This is a genomic window from Lachnoclostridium sp. An138 (assembly GCF_002160765.1).
Lineage (GTDB): Bacteria > Bacillota > Clostridia > Lachnospirales > Lachnospiraceae > Laedolimicola > Laedolimicola faecalis.
This window is the reverse complement of the sequence record NZ_NFLF01000008.1, coordinates 107,248-126,403: the sequence shown is the minus strand read 5'-3', so window position 1 is coordinate 126,403 and position 19,156 is coordinate 107,248. Positions and strand designations below refer to the sequence as shown.

General features: G+C 55.2%; 10 protein-coding genes. 2 read left to right on the top strand and 8 right to left on the bottom strand.

The window, feature by feature from the left end; all coding sequences use genetic code 11:
* The first annotated feature begins 214 nt into the window (after window positions 1-214).
* Both B5E82_RS08835 and B5E82_RS08830 read left to right on the top strand, forming a co-directional pair.
* Window positions 215-889: a TetR/AcrR family transcriptional regulator gene (locus B5E82_RS08835; protein ID WP_162610746.1), complete on the top strand. Its 675-nt coding sequence runs from the start codon at window positions 215-217 to the stop codon at window positions 887-889.
* Window positions 890-953: 64 nt separating this feature from the next.
* A complete protein-coding gene (locus B5E82_RS08830; RefSeq protein WP_087307198.1) occupies window positions 954-4,556 on the top strand; it encodes an ABC transporter ATP-binding protein/permease in 3,603 nt (1,200 codons plus the stop codon).
* Between the two features lie 164 nt (window positions 4,557-4,720).
* Here B5E82_RS08830 and B5E82_RS08825 read toward each other — a convergent pair whose 3' ends face one another.
* The 8 genes from B5E82_RS08825 to addB form a co-directional block, all read right to left on the bottom strand.
* Complete coding sequence (locus B5E82_RS08825) at window positions 4,721-6,205, bottom strand: AAA family ATPase (protein WP_087307197.1); 1,485 nt, start codon at window positions 6,203-6,205, stop codon at window positions 4,721-4,723.
* A 74-nt stretch (window positions 6,206-6,279) separates the two neighbouring features.
* Window positions 6,280-7,614, bottom strand: a complete 1,335-nt coding sequence (gene brnQ, locus B5E82_RS08820) for a branched-chain amino acid transport system II carrier protein (protein ID WP_087307196.1) — start codon at window positions 7,612-7,614, stop codon at window positions 6,280-6,282.
* A gap of 246 nt (window positions 7,615-7,860) precedes the next feature.
* On the bottom strand, window positions 7,861-8,784 hold the full coding sequence (locus B5E82_RS08815; RefSeq protein WP_162610745.1) for a CFI-box-CTERM domain-containing protein: 924 nt from the start codon (window positions 8,782-8,784) through the stop codon (window positions 7,861-7,863).
* A 99-nt stretch (window positions 8,785-8,883) separates the two neighbouring features.
* Complete coding sequence (locus B5E82_RS08810) at window positions 8,884-10,149, bottom strand: MFS transporter (RefSeq protein WP_087307194.1); 1,266 nt, start codon at window positions 10,147-10,149, stop codon at window positions 8,884-8,886.
* Window positions 10,150-10,318: 169 nt separating this feature from the next.
* Window positions 10,319-11,179: a helix-turn-helix domain-containing protein gene (locus tag B5E82_RS08805; protein WP_087307193.1), complete on the bottom strand. Its 861-nt coding sequence runs from the start codon at window positions 11,177-11,179 to the stop codon at window positions 10,319-10,321.
* 69 nt (window positions 11,180-11,248) lie between these two features.
* Complete coding sequence (locus tag B5E82_RS08800) at window positions 11,249-11,818, bottom strand: M48 family metallopeptidase (protein WP_087307192.1); 570 nt, start codon at window positions 11,816-11,818, stop codon at window positions 11,249-11,251.
* The gene (gene addA / locus B5E82_RS08795) at window positions 11,802-15,605 is read right to left on the bottom strand and encodes a helicase-exonuclease AddAB subunit AddA (protein ID WP_087307191.1); all 3,804 of its coding nucleotides are present in this window, start codon (window positions 15,603-15,605) and stop codon (window positions 11,802-11,804) included. The genes B5E82_RS08800 and addA overlap by 17 nt, the downstream gene beginning before the upstream one ends.
* A complete protein-coding gene (gene addB / locus B5E82_RS08790) occupies window positions 15,606-19,124 on the bottom strand; it encodes a helicase-exonuclease AddAB subunit AddB (RefSeq protein ID WP_087307223.1) in 3,519 nt (1,172 codons plus the stop codon).
* Window positions 19,125-19,156 lie beyond the last annotated feature (32 nt).

Here is a 19,156-nt window from a genome sequence, read left to right as displayed (position 1 = left end):
TCTTTTTTTCTTCACTCTTTTTATACTTTTTTAAGATTCTTTTTATTGCCAAACTCCACTCCACTCACTATAATTGACTTCGAATCATTTATTATCTGTTATGTTTTGTGTGCCGGACGGCAGCTGTCTGCTGCCGCCGGACGCAGGGCGGTACGGTAAAAAATCATCGTCTGCTCTCTGTGCGCAGACAGTACCTCAGAAGGGGGAACGCCTATTGAAACGCGCCATGACTGAAGAAGCCAAGACCGCCCGGGCCAAAGAGATTCTGGATACAGCGGAAAGGCTCTTCCTGGAATCCGGCTACCGGGATCTGAAAATGTCTCATATCGCCAAAGCCGCCGGCATCTCAAACGGCCTTCTTTTCGTCTATTTCAAGACGAAGGAGACCCTGTTTTTGTGCCTCCTCTGGAGAGAATATGAAAAACGTCTTGACTTCCTTGAGGAACATGTCAGAAGGAAACGGCCGGAAAGCTTTTCGGATATCCAGAGCCTGCTGCTGGAAGAGCTGACCCTGCTTCTGGAAACCAATCCTCTGTACATCCGGCTTGAGGCGCTGCGCGCCGTCATTCTGGAACGGGGCGCGGATACAGACACTCTCTGCCGTATGAAAAAGCGTCTCAGCGAACGCACCGATGCCTGGAGCCTGCTGCTGGAAGAGAGCGGAGTTTTGTCCCGGGAAGAGATTATGGATATCTACTGCATGGAGTCCGGGATCATCACCGGATGTTATCAGCAGAGCCTTGTCTCCGCGTCCGTGCAGAATTCCCTTCCCTCCACAGAGCTGTGCATGGTCCAGAGAGATTACCGCAGTGACATCCTGAACGGAATGAAATGCTATCTGGAAGGATACCGCAGACGGCGGAACAGCCCGGACAGCTTTTCCATATAGTTTCTGTTCTCACAAATCCAAATCCCCCACCAAAACCGGCGGGCATAAAAAAGGAGATTCATCCATGCTTCAGATCCGAGACATCTGCAAGGAATACAGAACCGGCAGCCTGGTTCAGAAAGCCCTGGACCATGTGTCCTTAAACCTCCGGGACAATGAATTCGTCGCTATCCTGGGACCCAGCGGTTCGGGAAAAACGACCCTCTTAAATATCATTGGCGGACTGGACCGTTACGATTCCGGCGACCTGATTATCAACGGTATTTCCACAAAAAAATACAAGGACCGTGACTGGGACTCCTACCGGAACCACACCATCGGCTTCGTATTTCAGAGCTACAACCTGATTCCTCATCAGACGGTTCTTGCCAACGTGGAGCTGGCCCTGACCATCTCCGGCGTAGGCAAGGCGGAACGGAGGGAACGGGCCGTCAAAGCCCTGGAACAGGTGGGCCTTGGCAGCCAGCTCCACAAAAAGCCCAGCCAGATGTCCGGCGGCCAGATGCAGCGGGTGGCCATCGCCCGGGCCCTGGTAAACGATCCGGATATTCTGCTGGCAGACGAACCCACAGGCGCCCTGGACAGCGCCACCAGCATCCAGGTCATGGATCTGCTTCAGGAGGTAGCAAAAGACCGCCTGGTCGTGATGGTCACCCACAATCCGGAACTGGCCGAACAGTATGCCACCCGAATCGTAAACCTGCGGGATGGAAAGATCCGCTCCGACTCGAATCCCTTTGAGCCGGACGGCGCTCTGGCCGAACAGGCCGTGCATAAAAACATGGGGAAATCCTCCATGTCCCTTCTGACTGCTCTTTCTTTGAGCTTCAATAACCTGAAGACCAAAAAAGCCCGGACCATACTGACCTCCTTTGCCGGTTCTATCGGCATCATCGGCATCGCCCTGATTCTCTCCCTTTCCAGCGGCGTGAACGCCTATATCCAGGACGTGGAGCGGGATACTCTTTCCGAATATCCCCTGGAGATTCAGAGTACAGGTTTTGACTTTTCTTCCATGCTGACTGCGGACAGCGGAGGAGGCGGCAGCACAGGAGAGGTCAATATCATTGAAATGGTGACGGATATGTTTTCCACCATGGACTCCAACGACCTGAAGTCCCTGAAAGCCTGGCTGGAAAGCGGAGAAAGCGGCATCGAGCAGTATACCAGCGCCGTAGAATACTCCTACGATGTCATGCCGCAGATTTACCGGCTGGAGGGAGACGGCATCCGTCAGGTAAATCCGGACAATTCTTTTGCGGCTCTGGGACTTGGTTCTTCCATGAGCTCCAGCAGCATGATGTCCTCCATGATGGGTACGGACGTTTTCTACGAAATGCCGGATGACCAGGATCTCTACATCAGCCAGTATGACGTGAAAGCCGGTCACTGGCCGGAGAACTACAACGAGTGTGTCCTCGTGCTGACCTCCGGCGGAAGCATCAGCGATTTCATGCTGTACACCCTGGGCCTGCGGGACTCCACGGAACTGGACGAGATGGTAGATCAGTTTGTCAATGAGGAGAACGTCCAGACGCCGGACGACATGGGAACCTACAATTACGATGATATTCTGGGGATTACCTTCAAGCTGGTAAACAGTCCCGATTATTATGAGTACGACAGCGAATATGATGTCTGGAGAGACAAGACGGACGATGAGGCTTACATGCGCAGTCTTGTGGAAAACAGCGAAGATCTCACCATTGTCGGCATTGTGCAGCCTGCGGATGACGCCAGCGGCCTTCTGCTGCAGGCCGGCATCGCCTACCCGGTTTCCCTGACGGAACACGTGGTGGAAAAGGCCGCGGAAAGCGAAATCGTCCAAAAGCAGCTGGCTGATTCCCATACAAACGTATTTACCAACGAGCCCTTCGGCGAAGAAAGCGGCGAGAGTGATTTCGATATGGAATCCCTCTTCAGCATTGACGAAGACGCCCTGAAAGAAATGTTTTCCTTTGACGAAAGCGATCTGACCGACGGCCTCACCGATTCCTTTGACATGTCTGACATGGGAGACATGAACATGGATGACATTGATATGGGAGATGTGGATCTGTCCGGCCTGATCAATCCGGATGATCTGCAGCTGAATCTGCCGGAATTTCCCCAGCTGAATCTGGCCGACCTGATAAGCAGCATCGATTTCCATGTGTCGGAAGAGTCTGTCAGCGCTCTGGTAAACGGCCTTCTGGAAGGCTGGAACGAATATACGGCCGCCCATCCGGACGCGGACTATTCCGGTCTGGGGGAAAACTTCCTGGCTTTTCTGCAGACTGAGGAAGGAAAACAGATCCTGAATGACAACCTGCAGGCGATTCTGGACGAAAATGGGATCACCGCGCCGGACAATGAGCAGATCCAGGCTCTGATCGCCAGCGTCGGCGCCGGTTTTTGGGACTACTGCCTGGAAAATTACCCGGATATCTTTAATAATCCGGACTCGCCTCCCACACAGGAGGAGCTTCAGGGGTATCTGCTGGAGTATCTGGGAACAGAAGAGGCCCAGACCATCATTGCCGAATGGATAGCCGCTGTATTTCCGGAAGCAGACAGTTTTACCATTACACCGGAGCAGCTGGAAAAACTGGCCTCGGACCTGGCTGCGGGCTACCAGTCCTATGCCGTGGCAAACGGGCAGCCGGACCCCTCCAGGATGGGCGAATATTTCGCGGATTACATGAGTACGGAAGCCGCGCAGAAGGTTCTCTCTGAGGGCGTATCCTCTATGGTGGACGCTTCCGGGCTCCAGCAGCAGCTGGCTGCCTCCATGCAGAGCTATATGACAGAGCTCATGGGTTCCTTCAGTGATTCCATGGGAACCGCCCTGAAAGACGGCATGGCTTCGGTGATGGAACAGGTCATGGAACAGATCGCGGACAATATTCAGTCCGCCATGGAAGACGTCGTAAAGAAACTTGGCGAAAACCTGGCTGACGCCTTCCAGATTGATCCGGATGAATTCGCGGAAGCCTTTTCCGTAAATATGAACGCGGAAGATTTGACAGAGCTCTTAAGATCCATGAACTCCGCCCAGGGCGCCACCTATGAGAGCAACTTAAGCTCCCTTGGATACGTGGACTTTGACAGTCCCAGCTCTATCAGCATCTATCCGCTGGATTTTGAGAGCAAGGAACACGTCACCGATATTTTAAGCGATTACAACAGCCGTATGGAGAAAGAAGGCAAAGAAGATCAGGTCATTACCTACACGGATATGGTGGGGACTCTCATGTCCTCTGTCACAGACATTATCGATGTCATCAGCTATGTGCTGATTGCCTTTGTGGCCATCTCTCTGGTAGTGTCCTCCATCATGATCGGCGTCATTACCTACATCAGCGTGCTGGAACGAAAGAAGGAAATCGGAATCCTGAGGGCCATCGGCGCCTCCAAGGGGAACATTTCCCAGGTGTTCAACGCAGAGACCTTTATCATCGGCCTGACGGCCGGCCTTATCGGTATCGGCCTGACGCTTTTGATTCTGATTCCGGGCAACGCCCTGATTCACCACCTGGCAAATTCCCAGGATATCAACGCCTACCTGCCGGTGGGCGGCGCGGTGATACTGATTGTCCTAAGCGTACTGCTGACGCTGCTGGGAGGCCTGATTCCTTCCAAAAAGGCCGCCAAGAGCGACCCGGTGACGGCACTCCGGACAGAATAACCTGTATTTCCGCATTCCATGATGCCCGCCCGGGGAACCGGGCGCAGGGCCTGAAAAAAAGAGCTTCTGGCGCATATCTGTGTCAGAAGCTCTTCTCTTTTTTCTATTTCACTGCAGCGTACTTATGCAGGGGGACAACACCCCGGCAGTACGCTCTCATTCTGCTATCCCAGCAGCTCTCTTGCCATCTCCGGCGTAAATACCACTTCGCTCACGCCGTTCACCTCGATCTGATACAGGGCGTTGGCGGCGATATGCTCGGCGGCCTGCTCCAGATCCCGGATTCCCGTGGTATCCGCGTATTTTTCCACTACCGCGTCCACAGCCTCCGGCGTCACGATACACTCTTCCGCCCGCAGACTCATTCTCCGGAGCACCTTTGGCAGGGCGAATCTGGAGAAGATCACCTTCTTTTCCTCCGCCGTATAATCCGGAATATCTATCACCGCAAAACGTGACATCAGAGGCGCGCTGATCTGGCTCTTGTCATTGGCCGTCGCGATGGGGTAGACGCCCACGGTAGGCACCATACACTCCATATAGTTGTCGGTAAAGCCCAGATTGTCCAGCAGCGTCAGCAGCACATCCGCCGGGTTTCCATTGCCCTTGCCGGAATTCGCCTTGTCCAGCTCGTTGATGATGAAAACCAGATTGGATTCTCCCGCGATGGAAAAGGCCTCCATAATGATGCCCGGCTTCGCGTTGGCATAGACCCGGGAGCTTCCGGTCAGCTGCTCCGGATCGTTGATGGAGCTCATATCCAGCGTCGTCCAGGGAAGCTTCAGAATACGGGCCACCGCATAAGCAATCTGGGACTTTCCGGTTCCCGCAGGTCCCACCAGCAGAAGGCCGTAGGCGGGCAGGGTATGTGTCCGGTTGATCTGGATGATCGTCTCGATGATTCTCTGCTTTACCTTCTCCATGCCGTAAAGCTCCTCGTCCAGAATCCGCCGTGCCTCTTTCGGGTCAATGGCCTCAAAATAATTGTGCTTCCACTGAATATTCATCATAATCGAGAGCGCGCGCTGGGCATGACGGCGCTCCTCGGGGCTGACCTCGCTGGAGCGGGCCACTGCCAGATTCCGACGGGCCCAGAGCTGGATGTTGTCCGGAAGGGTCCGGCCTGCGCAGGTCATGAAGTCTGTGATGCTCTGAAGACTGGTCAGCTTCATCTCATCGCCGTTTTCCACCTGATCCTCATCCTCCAGATCCTCAGAAGGGGCGCTGCTGGACAGAAGCCGCTCAATCATAAACTGCAGAAATCCGTCCTCCGCCGAAAGCTTGGTGCCTCCTCCGAAGGCTGTCTCGCGGATTCGATAGACCGCATAGCCGTCCGCCCGGTTCTGTCCGGAAAGGCGCACGTTGATACGATGCTCTCCAAGCCATTTCACCAGGCTTACAAAACGGGCGTCGATCTGCAGAATATCCGCGCTCACGGCGCCTCCCTCCTCCTTGAATTCAAAAGCCGTCCGCTTATTGGGATTTTCAAAGACGCCGCAGGAATGGTGCTTCCACTCTCTGCCGCTGTTATCCAGAACCAGGATGGGCTTTTCCGGAGAAGCCTCCGGCTCACTGGAACGAAACGCTGTATAAGTGCATACCGGGTCCTTCTTCTCCTCCGGCGTATTGTTGAAATCAAAAACTGGCATATTCTTTCGTACTCCTTTATCCTCTTTTCATCTTCTTATTTATTATTTTCTTATTTCTCATTTTCTTATTTTTTTCATCTTCTTATCTTTTCCGCCCGCGCTCTGTCCCTCAGCCCGTTCCACAAAATTCCGGCCAGCGCGCCGATCACCGTGGGCAGCGCCCAGCCAAATCCTGCCTCATAGGCAGGAATCAAGTGAAGCAGCTGTGAGCCTGCGGAAAACATCAGCCCCTGCTGCTCCAGCACCGTCAGCACACTGCTGATGCCGCAGAAAAAAGCCGCAAAAGGGTATACCGCCGGGAATCTTTTCAGGGCCTTCCGCAGGAAAGCCAGGATAATCAGCAGAATCGCCAGCGGATAGATGGCGTTCAGCACCGGCACGGAAAAGTTCAGAATCGCGTCCAGGCCCACATTGGCCAGCAGAGCCGAGATCGCCGCAAAGCTCCAGACCCAGGCCCGGTAACTGATTTTCGGAAAACAGCCGTTAAAATATTTCCCGCAGCAGCTTAAAAGCCCCACGCAGGTATTAAAACAGGCAATCACAAAGATGAACGCCAGAATCACGGCTCCCGCCTTCCCAAACAGATACTCTGCCATCCGCATCAACACTTCCGTTCCGTTTGCCGTTCCCGGAAAAGCTGTGCCGGAAAGCCGGCCCACAAAGGTCAGCATGGCGTAAATCACCAGCAGCAGAGCTCCGGCAATCCAGCCTGCGAAAATCGTCTCCTTCGTAACTGCCTTCTCTTCCCGGATGCCCCGTTCCTGCACGTTAATCGCCACGATCATTCCAAAATTCAGCGCCGCCAGTGTGTCCATCGTCTGATACCCGTACAGAAATCCCTCTACAGGCGCAGCCTGGGCGTAGATGTCCGCCGGCGGGGCCGCAGGGCCCGCCGGATTGATCACTGCTGCGATAAAAAGCGCAGCGATCAGAACCAGAAGCACCGGGGTCAGCCTTTTCCCCAGATATTCCGTCAGCTTTTCCGGATGCATGGCTACCAGAGAAGCCGCAACAAAGAAAATCACCGTATAAAGAAGCTGTACCGGCGCTTCCGGCACACTCTCCGGCAGAAACGGCGGTCCTGCCATGGAGAAAGACGTGCTGGCCGTCCTCGGTATCGCAAGACAGGGCCCGATGGCCAAATACAGCACCGCAATATAGACAAACGCAAACTTCGGATGCACTCTGGACGCCAACGTGCTTAAGCCCCCGGACATCGTCACCGCGATGACTCCCAGCACCGGAAGCCCTACCGCGCTCAGCACGAAACCGATGAAGGCCGGAACGGCGGCAGTTCCCGCCTGCGCTCCAAGATAGGGCGGGAAAATCAGATTTCCTGCTCCGAAGAACATGGAAAACAGGGTCACGCCCATCAGAAATTTTATTTTCAGGTCAAGCTTTTGTGTCATCTGCTGTTTCTCCGTTCACCATTTTTTCCAGATTCTGTACCACAAATTCCTGGGCTTTCCGGTTATAAATCACAGCCAGATACTCTTAATTGACAAGGGCATACTCGCCTCCAGCGGTCTGGTTTCGGATCTCCCGGCAGTGTTTTTCTCTCTTTCTGCTCTGATTGTAGCATAACGCATGGAGTTTTTCCACTGAAAAAGGGGCTGCGCCGCCCCCTCTTCAAGACTTCATTCCGGCACATACATTTATTCCGGATCGGTGTAAGGTGTATCCTTTACTCCTTTCTTTAAAAGCCGGTAAACCAGAATGTCCAGACACTTCCTTCCAAGCACCCGGAAACCTTTTCTACCGCCAAGCAGTCTTACAAGCGCCGGGCTGACCGCATAATAGAAAGCCACAAATCCACGTCCCAGCCTGCTCTTCTCCAGGATGTCGTCTCGAAATCTCCTCAAGATCCATACCTGGGGGCAGTCATAGGAGCCATATACACAGGTCGCAATATAACAGCCTTTTTTCTTCTTCTCAGGCAGCACTTCCTGCGTCTGCGGCGGCAGAACAGTTTTCTGTGTCTCTGTTTCCTTTTCCGCTTCTGTTTCCTTTACAAAATGCGGAACCCGTTTTACCGGCAGTGCTGACAGTGTCTCCGTGATTCTTTTTTGAATGTATTCCAAATTGACTCCATAGGAAGTCCACAATTTTATAACAGGTATTCCCGCTTCCTCACAGATGAGGCCGACCTTCCTGTCTCTCGCACGTCTTTCTTCTGTAAGATGTGTCTGATCATTAATCTCTATCACTATCAGCGGCCGGTAAGATAAATCTGTAATGATAAAATCCACATTTCTGTAAAGCTCATTCTGAAATCTTGAACCGTCGGTTTTTCTGATAAAGGAAGCCAGATTTGCCTGCGCCTGTACCAGACAGTTTTCAGGCAGCACTTTTTTAATTCCGTCCAAATAATCCATTTCCGTTTTTGTTACCAATGAGGCTTTCAGTTCATAGAGGAATTTTTCTTCCGTGTCAGACGCTTCTCCCGCACAGGACTTATCAGGCTCATGCCACTGCCGGCATTTGGGGCATTTTACAATCGTTCCTGCCTCTTTTTTTCTGTAACATTCTTTACATAATGGGTATTTGCCGCTTTCAGCACCGCATACTTTACATTTCACCGCAGATTCCTCCATTCAATGCCATAAATTTGCTCCTGCTTCCCGTTTTTCAGGAACATTTTCCTCTTTCCTGATTTTACCACATTACAGCATGTTTATCTACTGATATCTGTCTCCTCTCACAGCACAGACAGCGCCTGTAAAAACCAGAAGAACCCCTGCCCCTATCATGATCCACTGCAGCGGAATCACATCCGCCAGCGGCCCGAACAGCCCCATTCCAAGAGGCAGAAAGCCTGCGTACATGGAACTCTGCAGGCCGAAGACACGGCCCTGCATGGAGCTTTCTGTTTCTTCCTGCAAAAGCGTGGTGATCGTCGTCTGCACCGCAGTCAGGGCGATACCGTAGACAGCCATCAGGACGAGATACCAGATAAAGTTTTCTGTCATTCCCATCAGCGCCGACATCAGACCGAAGACAGCCAGTCCCGTCGCCAGCATCCTCTCCCGTCTCTGAAAGCCGCCCCAGACGCTCATCAGAAGGCCGCCCGCCGTCATTCCCGCAAAGCCTGCCAGCTCCACTGCCGTCAGGCTGCCATAGCTGTCTCCATAGACGCGGCTTACCAGCAGCCCTGCCAGGAAGCCTGCCGGAACGCAGAGCAGTACAAACAGGCCGTACAGCATCAGAAGCCTGCTGATTCTCCGCCTGGAAAACACATAGGAGATGCCGGTTTTCAGATCTGACAGCACGGAATTATGCGCCTGTCCCCCAAATCTTCTTCTGTTCTCATTTCTGCCGCCCTCCTCTTTTTCTGTCTCCGGCAGCCGCACACAGGCGAAGAGGCCGATTCCTGCCAGCGCTGTGACCACATCCACCCACAGAACCGAACGCAAATCTGCCAGCGTGAGCAAAGCTCCGGCGGCGGCCGGGGCTGCGAACTGTACCACTGCCTGCATGGCCGCGTTGGCTCCGTTGAACCGCAGAAGCTCTGCCTCCGGCACTAGCTGCGGGATCACCGCGCTGACCGCCGGAGTCTGAATCCCCGCCCCAGCCGAACGCAATACAGACATCAGCAGGAGGCCGGCCAGCACCAGCCCCTCTCCTGTCTCTCCGTTTCCCTTCAGAAGGGGCAGAAGGCAAATCATCAGCAGCGTGGCAGCCGCCGTCGCCGTATCTGCCCCAATAATCAGCCGTTTCCTGTAATACCGGTCGGCCCACACGCCGCCTGGAAAGGAAATCAGAAACTGAGGCAGATAGGAACTGACGCTGACTGCCGATACCCATACTCCTGAACCTGTCTCCAGCGTCACATACCAGACCACCGCCATCTGAACCAATGTAGAGCCAAAGAGCGTGATGCACTGGCTCACAAGAAAAAGAACGGCCTTTTTTCTCCAGCCGTTTTTCTGCAAATCCGTTTTCATTTTTCACTTCCTCCTGTCCTTTTTCCGGCTGACATCTGGCAGAACCATTCTTTCTCTGTCAGCCACCCCTGCTCCGGGATGCGGGAAGGAGGAAATGCTTCATCTATGAGCCATTGGAACCCCTGGCGTCAATGTGCCAAAGGGCAATCCGAGTCCCTGTACACCGACGCTAAGCTTCTTTGGCACAGACACTTTGGAGACCGCAGACCGGGAGAACAAAGCGCTGGGTGGGATAGCCGAATTCCACCAGCTTTTCCCGCTCTTCGAATCCCAGCCTTTTCAGACCGGCGCGCCAGCCCGTATCCGCCCTGTCATGCTCCCGGTAGGTGGTCATGCTGATTTCCCGTCCGGGCAGATACCGGTCCGCAAGCTCACGGAGGAACAGCTCTGCGATTCCCCATTTCCGGTGCTGGGGAGGAATCCCCAGAAAGTCAATATTTCCCGTCTCTCTGGAGAACCCCAGAGCGCCCAGAACCGTATCCCCGTTTTTCAGAATCAGGGCCTGCCCTTCTCGGATGCTTTTCCGCAGCCACCGCAGATAATCCCTCTCATCCAGACAGGGATAGCCGTCCACACACTGACGCGCCAGCTCCAGCCAGGCCGGAATGTCCGTTTCCTTCGAAAGCCGGATGCGCTGACCGGAAAGCTCTGCCAAATTCCCCTGCTCCTCCAGACAAAGGGGAAGCTGCAGAGGATAAAATACCCCCTGCGCCCTGTACCGCGCCGGAGGCAGCTTATACATTTCCTTAAAGGCAGCCGTAAACGCCTGCTGGCTCTCATAGCCGCAGGAAAGGGCAATCTCCAGAACCGGCCTGTCCGACTCCGCCAGGAGCCTGGCCCCTTCTGTCAGCTGACGCCGCACTGCGTAATCGTGAATTGTCATTCCTGTCACGGCCGTAAAGGTCCTGTGCAGATGATATTTGGAATAATGGACGGCCGCCGCTGTCCGTTCCAGATTCAGCCTGCCGTCCAGATGCGTTTCTATGAAATCAATGACCGCCCGGACGCTTTGAAGTCTGCGGCTTTCCATGGGATTTCCTCCTTCCTGTGTACAGAATAGCAGAACAGAAGCCGAAGTTTTTTATCATTCTTGCTGTTCTCACCGCATCTGCTTCCGTATCTCTCTCCACTCGGGCATGTGCAGATCCAGAAACGCCTTGAACCTGGCGTTGTGGCTTGGCTCGTAAAGATGGGCCAGCTCATGGAGCACCACATATTCCACACACTCCCGGGGCTGCCGGGCCAGCATCAGGGCAAACCACAGTTTTCCGGTCCTGGTATTGCAGGTGCCCCAGCGGGTCTTCATATCCCGGATCTGCCAGCAGGAACAGTGAAGCCCTGTCCTTTCCTCCCATTTCGGCAGAAGCTCTGCGATCTGCTCCCTCAGAAAAACGCGGTCCTTCTCGTCCAGCGGCCGAATCTGCGGGCTGCTGCCGTTCCTGCTGCCTGGGCTGTCCATGCTCTCTGTGCCGTACTGTTTTCTGTATCTTTCCTGCCGCTTCTCGATCCAGCTTCTCTTCTCCCGGACGAAACGCTCGATGTTCTGCCGGGGCATCCGCATGGGCGCGGATACCGTGACCGCGCCCTCCGGAGGCTTTACATACAGATACATGTTCTTTATTTTCTTTCGGTTTACCTCCACCGGAATTCCGTCAATCACCAGCTCCATGTCCCTGCTTCCTGTCCTCCTGCATCTTCTCCACCGGAATCTCGCTTTTCAGGCAGAAGGAATAAATCACCTTTTCCTTCACCCGCTTTCCGGTCAGCCGCTTCAGCGCGATCTCATAGTAATCCAGCTGTTTTTTATATTTTTCCAGAAGCTCTCGGCCGCTCTTCACATAATCTGTCTTGTAATCCACGACGACGATTTCCTCTTCGCCCTTTTCATTTTTCTCATAAAAGAAGGCGTCAATGATTCCCTGAATCAATACCGGCTCTTCGCTCTCACAGCCGATCTCAAGTTCGTTTGCAGGCATACGGATTACGAAAGGCTGTTCTGCGTGAAAGGCCTGCCTTGCCCGTGCCGCCGTCATCCGTTTCGCAAGATCTGATTTTGCAAACGCATAGATATCATAAGGCCGCACTGCGTCTGCCTGTTCCTTCGTCATCCTGCCTTCTTCCACCAGACGCGCCAGCTCCTCCTTCACCCGCTCAGAATGATAGAGGCCGGAGAAATCCAGACATTCCAGCGCCCGGTGGTAAGCAGTTCCCCGGGCCGCTCCGCTGACGGGCTCCGTATCCTGCATAAACCGCGGAATATAGGGCACGATTTCCTCTTCCGGATAAAGAAGCGTATCCTCGTCCTCCTCTTCCGTCTGACCGGCCCTTTTCAGCTCCGACACGCTCAACTTTCCCCGGAGGCTGACCGCCTCCTCATAGGGATAGACATAGGAAAGCCGTTCCTCCAGCGCTTTTGCATAAGCCGGATCGGAACCGGGAAGGTTCTCCGGGTGGGAGAAAATTTCCTTTTCTTCTTCCATCAGAATCTGCCGGCCCAAAGCCCTTCCGGCCTGCTCTCCCGGTGTCACTTTTGCCACCGCAAACGGGGAATCCTCCGGTACTGCTGCCGAGGGCAGAATCCAGTCCAGATACGTGCCTGCCGAAGAAATGGCCCGGAAGGAAAGGACCTCTCTCCTCCCTTCCGCCTGAAATTTCTGCAGCTTCTGGTCCAGTCCCGCGGCGCTTCCCAGAAGAATCAGCTTTTCCTTCGCCCTCGTAAGAGCCACATACAGAACCCGGAGCTCTTCGCCCAGCATTTCCAGATCCAGCGCTTTCTGCAGAATCCGTTTGGGCAGAGTGGCGGTCTTCGTCCTCTTTTTCGGGTCCACCCAGTCGACGCCGACTCCCAGATCCGGGTGGATCACCACCCGGCTTCTCGTGTCCTGACGGTTAAAGCTTTTTCCCAGGCCTGCCACAAGCACCACCGGGAACTCCAGTCCCTTGCTCTTATGAATCGTCATAATCCGGACTGCGTCTTCATTTTCTCCCAGTATGCCCGCTTCTCCGAAATCCTCATTGTAGCTCTGAAGCTGTTCTATATACCGCACAAAATGGAACAGTCCCCGGTAGCTGGTCTTCTCAAAGGCCAGCGCCCGCTGAATCAGCATCCGCACATTGGCCTGCCGCTGGCGGCCGCCCGGCTGGGCGGCCAGATAGTCGCCGTATCCGGTGTCTTCGAGAAGCTCCTCGATGAGCTCATGGATCGCCAGAAATTCCGCGCGCTCCCGGTATCCCCGGAGGCGCTCCCAGAATTTTGCCAGGCGCTCCCTTAAGGCCGCGTCTTCTCCTTCCTCCCGGTAGCGCATGCAGCTCTCATAAAAGGCCTTTTCCGGAAACGCACTCCGAATCTGCGCCAGATCCAGATCCGAAAAACCGCCGATCATGGATTTGAGCACCGCCGCCAGAGGAATATCCTGGCGCGGATTGTCCACCACCCGCAGCAGATTCAGCAGAGTCTGTATCTCTATGGTCGTAAAATACCCCGTTCTCGATTCCGTATGGGCCGGAATGCCCTCTGCCGTCAGCACCCGGGCATACTCCTCTCCCCATCCGGTCAGGCTGCGGAGCAGGATCACAATATCCCCGTACCGCACCGGACGGAACGCTCCCGCGTCCCGATCCCAGACCTTTTCTCTCTCCATCAGCTCCCGGATGCAGTCCGCCGCGGCGTGGGCTTCCAGCTCTCTTCCTGTGAGCTCCGCCTCCCTTTCTTCTCCGCCTTCTTCCGGCATATCCGTATCCAGCAGGAGCAGCTCCGGCGTGTTCATCTTCAGGCCGTCCCGGAAAGTTCCCGCAGTCCACGGGGAGACGGCGGCGGCTTCTGCTGCGCCTTCAGTCTCTCCGGCTTCTTCCTCCGGCTCAGGCATCTCTGCTCCCAGATACAGGGCCGCGGCGCTGTCGTAGCGGATTCCGCCCACGGCCTCCGTCATCAGCCTGGCAAAGACGCTGTTGGTCCCGTCCAGCACCTCTCTCCGGCTGCGGAAATTTTTGTGAAGATCAATCCGGATTTCCGAAGCCCCGTCTGTCTGGGGATAGCTGTGGTATTTCTCCATGAAAAGCTCCGGCCTGGCCAGGCGGAAACGATAGATGCTCTGCTTCACATCGCCTACCATAAAGACATTGGGCACGCCCTGTCCCCGGGCTACGCTGTTTAAGATAATCTCCTGTATCAGATTGCTGTCCTGATACTCGTCAATCATGATCTGCACATAGCGCCCGGCCAGCTCCCTGGCCGCGTCCGTCACGACAAGCTTCATCTCCCGGGTTCCGCCTTTCTGCTCCTGCCCGGCTTCTCCGGCGGAAACCTGCACGTCCTCCACCAGAATCTCCAGGGCCAGATGCTCCAGGTCCGGAAAATCCGCCAGATTCTTCAGGCGCTTTTTCTCCTGATAACGGTCCGCGAACTCCCCGGCCAGCCGCAGCAGCTCTTCCGTGGCGGGAGCCGCCTTTGCAAGCACCTCTGCCGCCGCTGCCAGAGGCAGGGAAAAATACTTTTCCTTCAGATCCTTCAGGCTCTTCTTCATGCCCTCCCGGAAGGCCTTGACCTGGTTCTTTTTCTCCTCGTCCACGCTTTCGTCCTTTTTCGGCGACAGGCGCGCAAAGGAAAGCCCGGAGAGCCCAAGCCTTATCTCCTCGTAGGTTCTGCAGGAGGCCAAAGTTTCCGCCTGTTCCAGATCCGAGCGGATTGCATCCTCATACATATAGGGACCACCGGAAGTTCTGCAGAATTCCCGCATTTCCTGAAGCTCCTCTTTCAGATCCGAAAAGGTCTGCCCGGCCAGCGTAAGAAGATATTCCATCCAGCTGCTCTTTTCCAGAGCTTCAGGGCTCACATCCCGGTAAGCGTCCATACACTGGGAAAGCCAGCGTTTCGGATACGGGTAGCTGATGGCGGCCTCGTAGAGCTGCAGGATCAGCGTCTCCAGCCCCGCGTCGCTTTTCCCTGTGGCATAGGCTTCCACAAATTCCGTAAATCTGGCGGCCTCTTCCGGGTCCTCCTCTGCGTAGTGATCCTCCAGAAGCTCCCGGACCACATCCCCCTTCAGAAGCTTCAGCTCTCCCTCGTCTCCGATGCGGAAAGACGGGTCCAGATCAATCTGATGAAAATAATTGCGGATCACATACTGGCAGAAGCTGTCGATGGTGGTAATCTGGGCGTTGTGAATCAGCGTCTGCTGTTTCTGCAGATGTTCGTTTTCCGGATCTGCCTCCAGCCGCCGTTCCAGCGCCAGGCCCACGCGCTCCCGCATCTCTGCCGCCGCAGCCTTTGTAAAGGTCACCACCAGAAGGCGGTCCACATCCACCGGATCTTCCCCCTCCATATCTCCGCACACGATAGAGAGAATCCGTTCCACAAGGACCGCCGTCTTTCCGGAACCTGCCGCAGCAGACACCAGCACGTTTTTATTTCTGACGTCAATGACTTTTTTCTGTTCCTCTGTCCATGTCATGCCCATCTATGCTTCTCCTTCCGGATTTTCTTCCCCGATCCTTCTCCAGATCTCCTTATCGTCAAACACAGGGAGCCGCCGCACATGGAAGCCCTTCGTCCTGGCGTCCAGCCCGCATACGCCCCGGTAAGCGCAGAAATCACAGGCCGTCTTTCCCTTCAGCTCATAGGGCGCCACATCCATCCGCCCCTCCAGCATCTCGGAGCCGATCTGCTGAATCTTCCGGTTTACATAAGAAGTCAGCTGCGCGAACTGCTCCTTCGTGGCCACAGGAGAACCGGCCCTTAAGGAGCCGTCCTTGTTGCAGGAAAGGGGCAGGACCGAGGATTTTCCGGGCATACTCTGATCCAGCAGCCGGATCACCTCCGGGTCCGCGTTTACAAGTCCGCCGGGCTTCAGCTTCTCCAGCATCCGCTGGGAGGCCTCATGCTCTTCCAACTCTTCCTCCGCATCCAGTACCGGGTCCTGAATCTGGTAATAAAGCACTCCCGCCGGAACCACATCTTTCCCCGGATGCTCCTGCCGCATCAGCTCCATGGCCGCGTTCAGGTAGACCACCAGCTGAAGCTGCAGGCCATGGTAGAAGGACAGAAGCTGAAAAGAGGTATTGCCGGATTTGTAGTCTATGACCTTCACGTAGACGTGGTTTTCGTCCTCACAGGTATCCACCCGGTCGATCCGGCCCCGGAGCCGCAGCTTTTCCTCCGGAGAAAGCTCGATATTGACCGCCTCCAGATCCGACACGCTGGAAAAGGAAATCTCATAATTTTCCGGTGTAAACAGTCCCTTCCGGATCTGTTCGCCCAGCGCCCAGACCGTCCGTTTCAGAATCCGTTTCATCCGCCGGACCATGTACGCGTTTCGGGCCGTGCTGTTCAGAACCGTATTTCCATAATCCACGGTCAGACGGTCCAGACACTCCTCCACCCAGCGGTCCGCCACCTCTCTGGGAAGCGTCTTCCAGTCATACTCACTTTCCTCCAGACGGCGGGAAAAGGCCTCCAGCGTCTCGTGAAACACCGTTCCCATGTCCACCGGATTGAATTCATACTGCTCCCGTTCCTTCAGACGCAGGCCGTACATCAGAAAATGCGCGTAGGCGCAGGCGGCGTACTGCTCCAGCCTCGTGACGCTGTTTTCCAGCACTGTCCCGTACAGGGCATGGGCCACCGCCTTTCCCAGACGGCTGTCCCTGTGGACGGAAAACGCGGCGTCCACAAGCTGGGAGAGCTTTTTTTCATAGGGTTCCCGGGCTGCGTACCAGCGGTAAAGCTCATAGAAGCGGGCGTCCCGTTCTCCCTCCCGGTATCCCTGCAGCCCCCGGGTCAGAAGCCGGATGCCTTCCTTCCGGGTCTGGGGCAGAATCCGGGACAGCTCCTCCCTGCTTTCTTCCCGCAGGGCAGAATCTCCCTCCTGCTCTCTCTCCTCCCTCTGGACAGAAAGCCCCGGAAACATCCGTCTCAGCACGTTGATAAGATAAGAGGGCCGCAGCGTCTTTCCGCTGCCGTCCAGCAGACAGAAGGACACATAAAGCCGCTCTGACGGCTTGGTCAGGTTCAGATACAGATAAAACCTCTGGATATAGCTCTGTTCCCGGGCCGTGGGCGCAAGCTCCAGCCCCTTCTGGCGGAGCTGCTCTCTTTCCATATCCGAGATCAGGCCCGCCCGGGAAGTGGTCCCCGGCACGCTGCCTTCGTTGACGCCCAGGAAAAACAGGACCTTCACATCCTTCAGACGGGTACGCTCCATATCGCCCGCCACGACCTGATCGACGCCGGGCGGAATCACGCCCACACGGGCCTCCGCAAAGCCCGCGTCCAGAATCTCCGCATACTCTCGGAGGGTCAGTTCTTCCTCTCCCAGCAAATCCACCAGCTTATCAAAGAGATCCATGATAATCCCGTAGATCTGATGGTATTCCTTTGCCAGCACCTGACTGCCCTCTCTCTTGAATCTTTCCTCAAAAGCGGCGAGCCTGGCCTGGACACCCCGGCCTTCTATGAGCTCATAGAGGGCAAACGTCCGCTCGCGCACTGTCACATGCTTCTTCCTCTGCAGCTTTGCAAAGGGAATCAGGGCGTCCGAAACACGCTGGCGCAGCCCGTCGATCTGCTCCAGCTCCTCCTCGCTCAGTCCCCGGTAAGACCGGACAAACCGGTTTTCCCATTTTTTCGCGCCCCGGATTCCCAGCGCCAGCACATAATTTTCCAGAATATCCGTCTCCTCATGCGCCATGCCGGAGAGACCGCTTCGGAGATAGCGGAACACTGCTTCGTAGGAAAAATCCTGCTCCACAATCTCCAGGGCGGCCCGGATAAATTCCACAAAGGGATTTTTCAGAACGCTCCGCTTATTGTCCAGAAAGCAGGGGATCTCGTAATCCTCCAGCACACGCTCCAGAACCGGGCTGTAGGCTTCCATATCTCCGGTGATCAGCGCAAAATCCCGGTAATGATACCCCTTTTCCCTTACCAGGGCACGGATCTGAGAAGCCGCCCAGGCAGCTTCCTCCTCCGGATTTTTCAGCACATGAAGGCTGATCTCCTGCTGTTCTCCTTCCGGCGCTGCGGCGTCTTTCCCGGAAGCTCCCTCTCCTGCTGCCCTGCGGCTGTTCACCCATGGCTTCTGCCGCAGGCGGAACAGGTTCTGTTCCAGAGACGCAAGGGCGCTTCCTGCCCGAAAACGGCTTTTTTCTGAAGGGCGCACAAAAACAGGCGGCTCCGCCTTCACCTGCACCTCCCCGGCCAGGCGCATCAGGGTCGTCACCGTCTTCTTGCTCATATAAAAAAGCTGATGCTCCCCTTCCAGGCGGTAAGGGTCCTCCCTTTCGTCCATGGTGACCGTCACAATCACCTTCTTCGCGTACTGCATCAGCTTCTGCATCAGCTTGTTCTGAATCGGCGTAAAGCCTGTGAAGCCGTCCAGGACAATCACGCTCTCCTGAATCTTCTTCGAGCGTTCCACCGTCTGGCAGAGCACATCCAGAAGCTCCTCCGCCGTAATATACTGATCGGCCAGATACGCGTGGAAAGCCTTATAAAGCACCTGCACATCACAGAGCTTGTAATAGAGATGGGGCCTCTCTTTGCTCTCCTCCAGAAAACGCTCCAGCATTTCCTCCGATACGGCATACTGGGTCAGCTCCGAAATCAGGGATTTGATTTCGTTGATATACCCCATCTTTTTCAGACCGCCGCTTAAGACCTTCAGCTCTCCCTGGTGCTCCTGGGCGATTTTCCGGAGCACCAGATTCTTGCCTGTCTCCTCCAGCACCTTGCCCACCGGCGTCCCTGTCTCCTCAAAGACACGGTAGGCCAGACGCTGAAAGCTCAGGACGTCAATATTCAGAATGCCCCCGTCCGGATGCAGGCTTACCAGCTCCTTCTGAGTCTGCATGGTAAACTGCTCCGGCACAATGACCAGGAACTTCTGATCCGGATGCTCCCTCGAATCTTCAATGACCTGACGGTACAGTGTATAGGATTTTCCTGAACCCGAATTTCCAAAAATAAACTGCAGTGACATTTCTCTCTCCTTCATCTCCGGATTTTTGTTCC

Coding starts and splice junctions, on each gene's coding strand:
- B5E82_RS08830 (WP_087307198.1), top strand. CDS start 954: ATGCTTCAGATCCGAGACATCTGCAAGGAATACAGAACCGGCAGCCTG.
- B5E82_RS08825 (WP_087307197.1), bottom strand. CDS start 6,205: ATGCCAGTTTTTGATTTCAACAATACGCCGGAGGAGAAGAAGGACCCG.
- brnQ (WP_087307196.1), bottom strand. CDS start 7,614: ATGACACAAAAGCTTGACCTGAAAATAAAATTTCTGATGGGCGTGACC.
- B5E82_RS08810 (WP_087307194.1), bottom strand. CDS start 10,149: ATGAAAACGGATTTGCAGAAAAACGGCTGGAGAAAAAAGGCCGTTCTT.
- B5E82_RS08805 (WP_087307193.1), bottom strand. CDS start 11,179: ATGGAAAGCCGCAGACTTCAAAGCGTCCGGGCGGTCATTGATTTCATA.
- B5E82_RS08800 (WP_087307192.1), bottom strand. CDS start 11,818: ATGGAGCTGGTGATTGACGGAATTCCGGTGGAGGTAAACCGAAAGAAA.
- addA (WP_087307191.1), bottom strand. CDS start 15,605: ATGGGCATGACATGGACAGAGGAACAGAAAAAAGTCATTGACGTCAGA.
- addB (WP_087307223.1), bottom strand. CDS start 19,124: ATGTCACTGCAGTTTATTTTTGGAAATTCGGGTTCAGGAAAATCCTAT.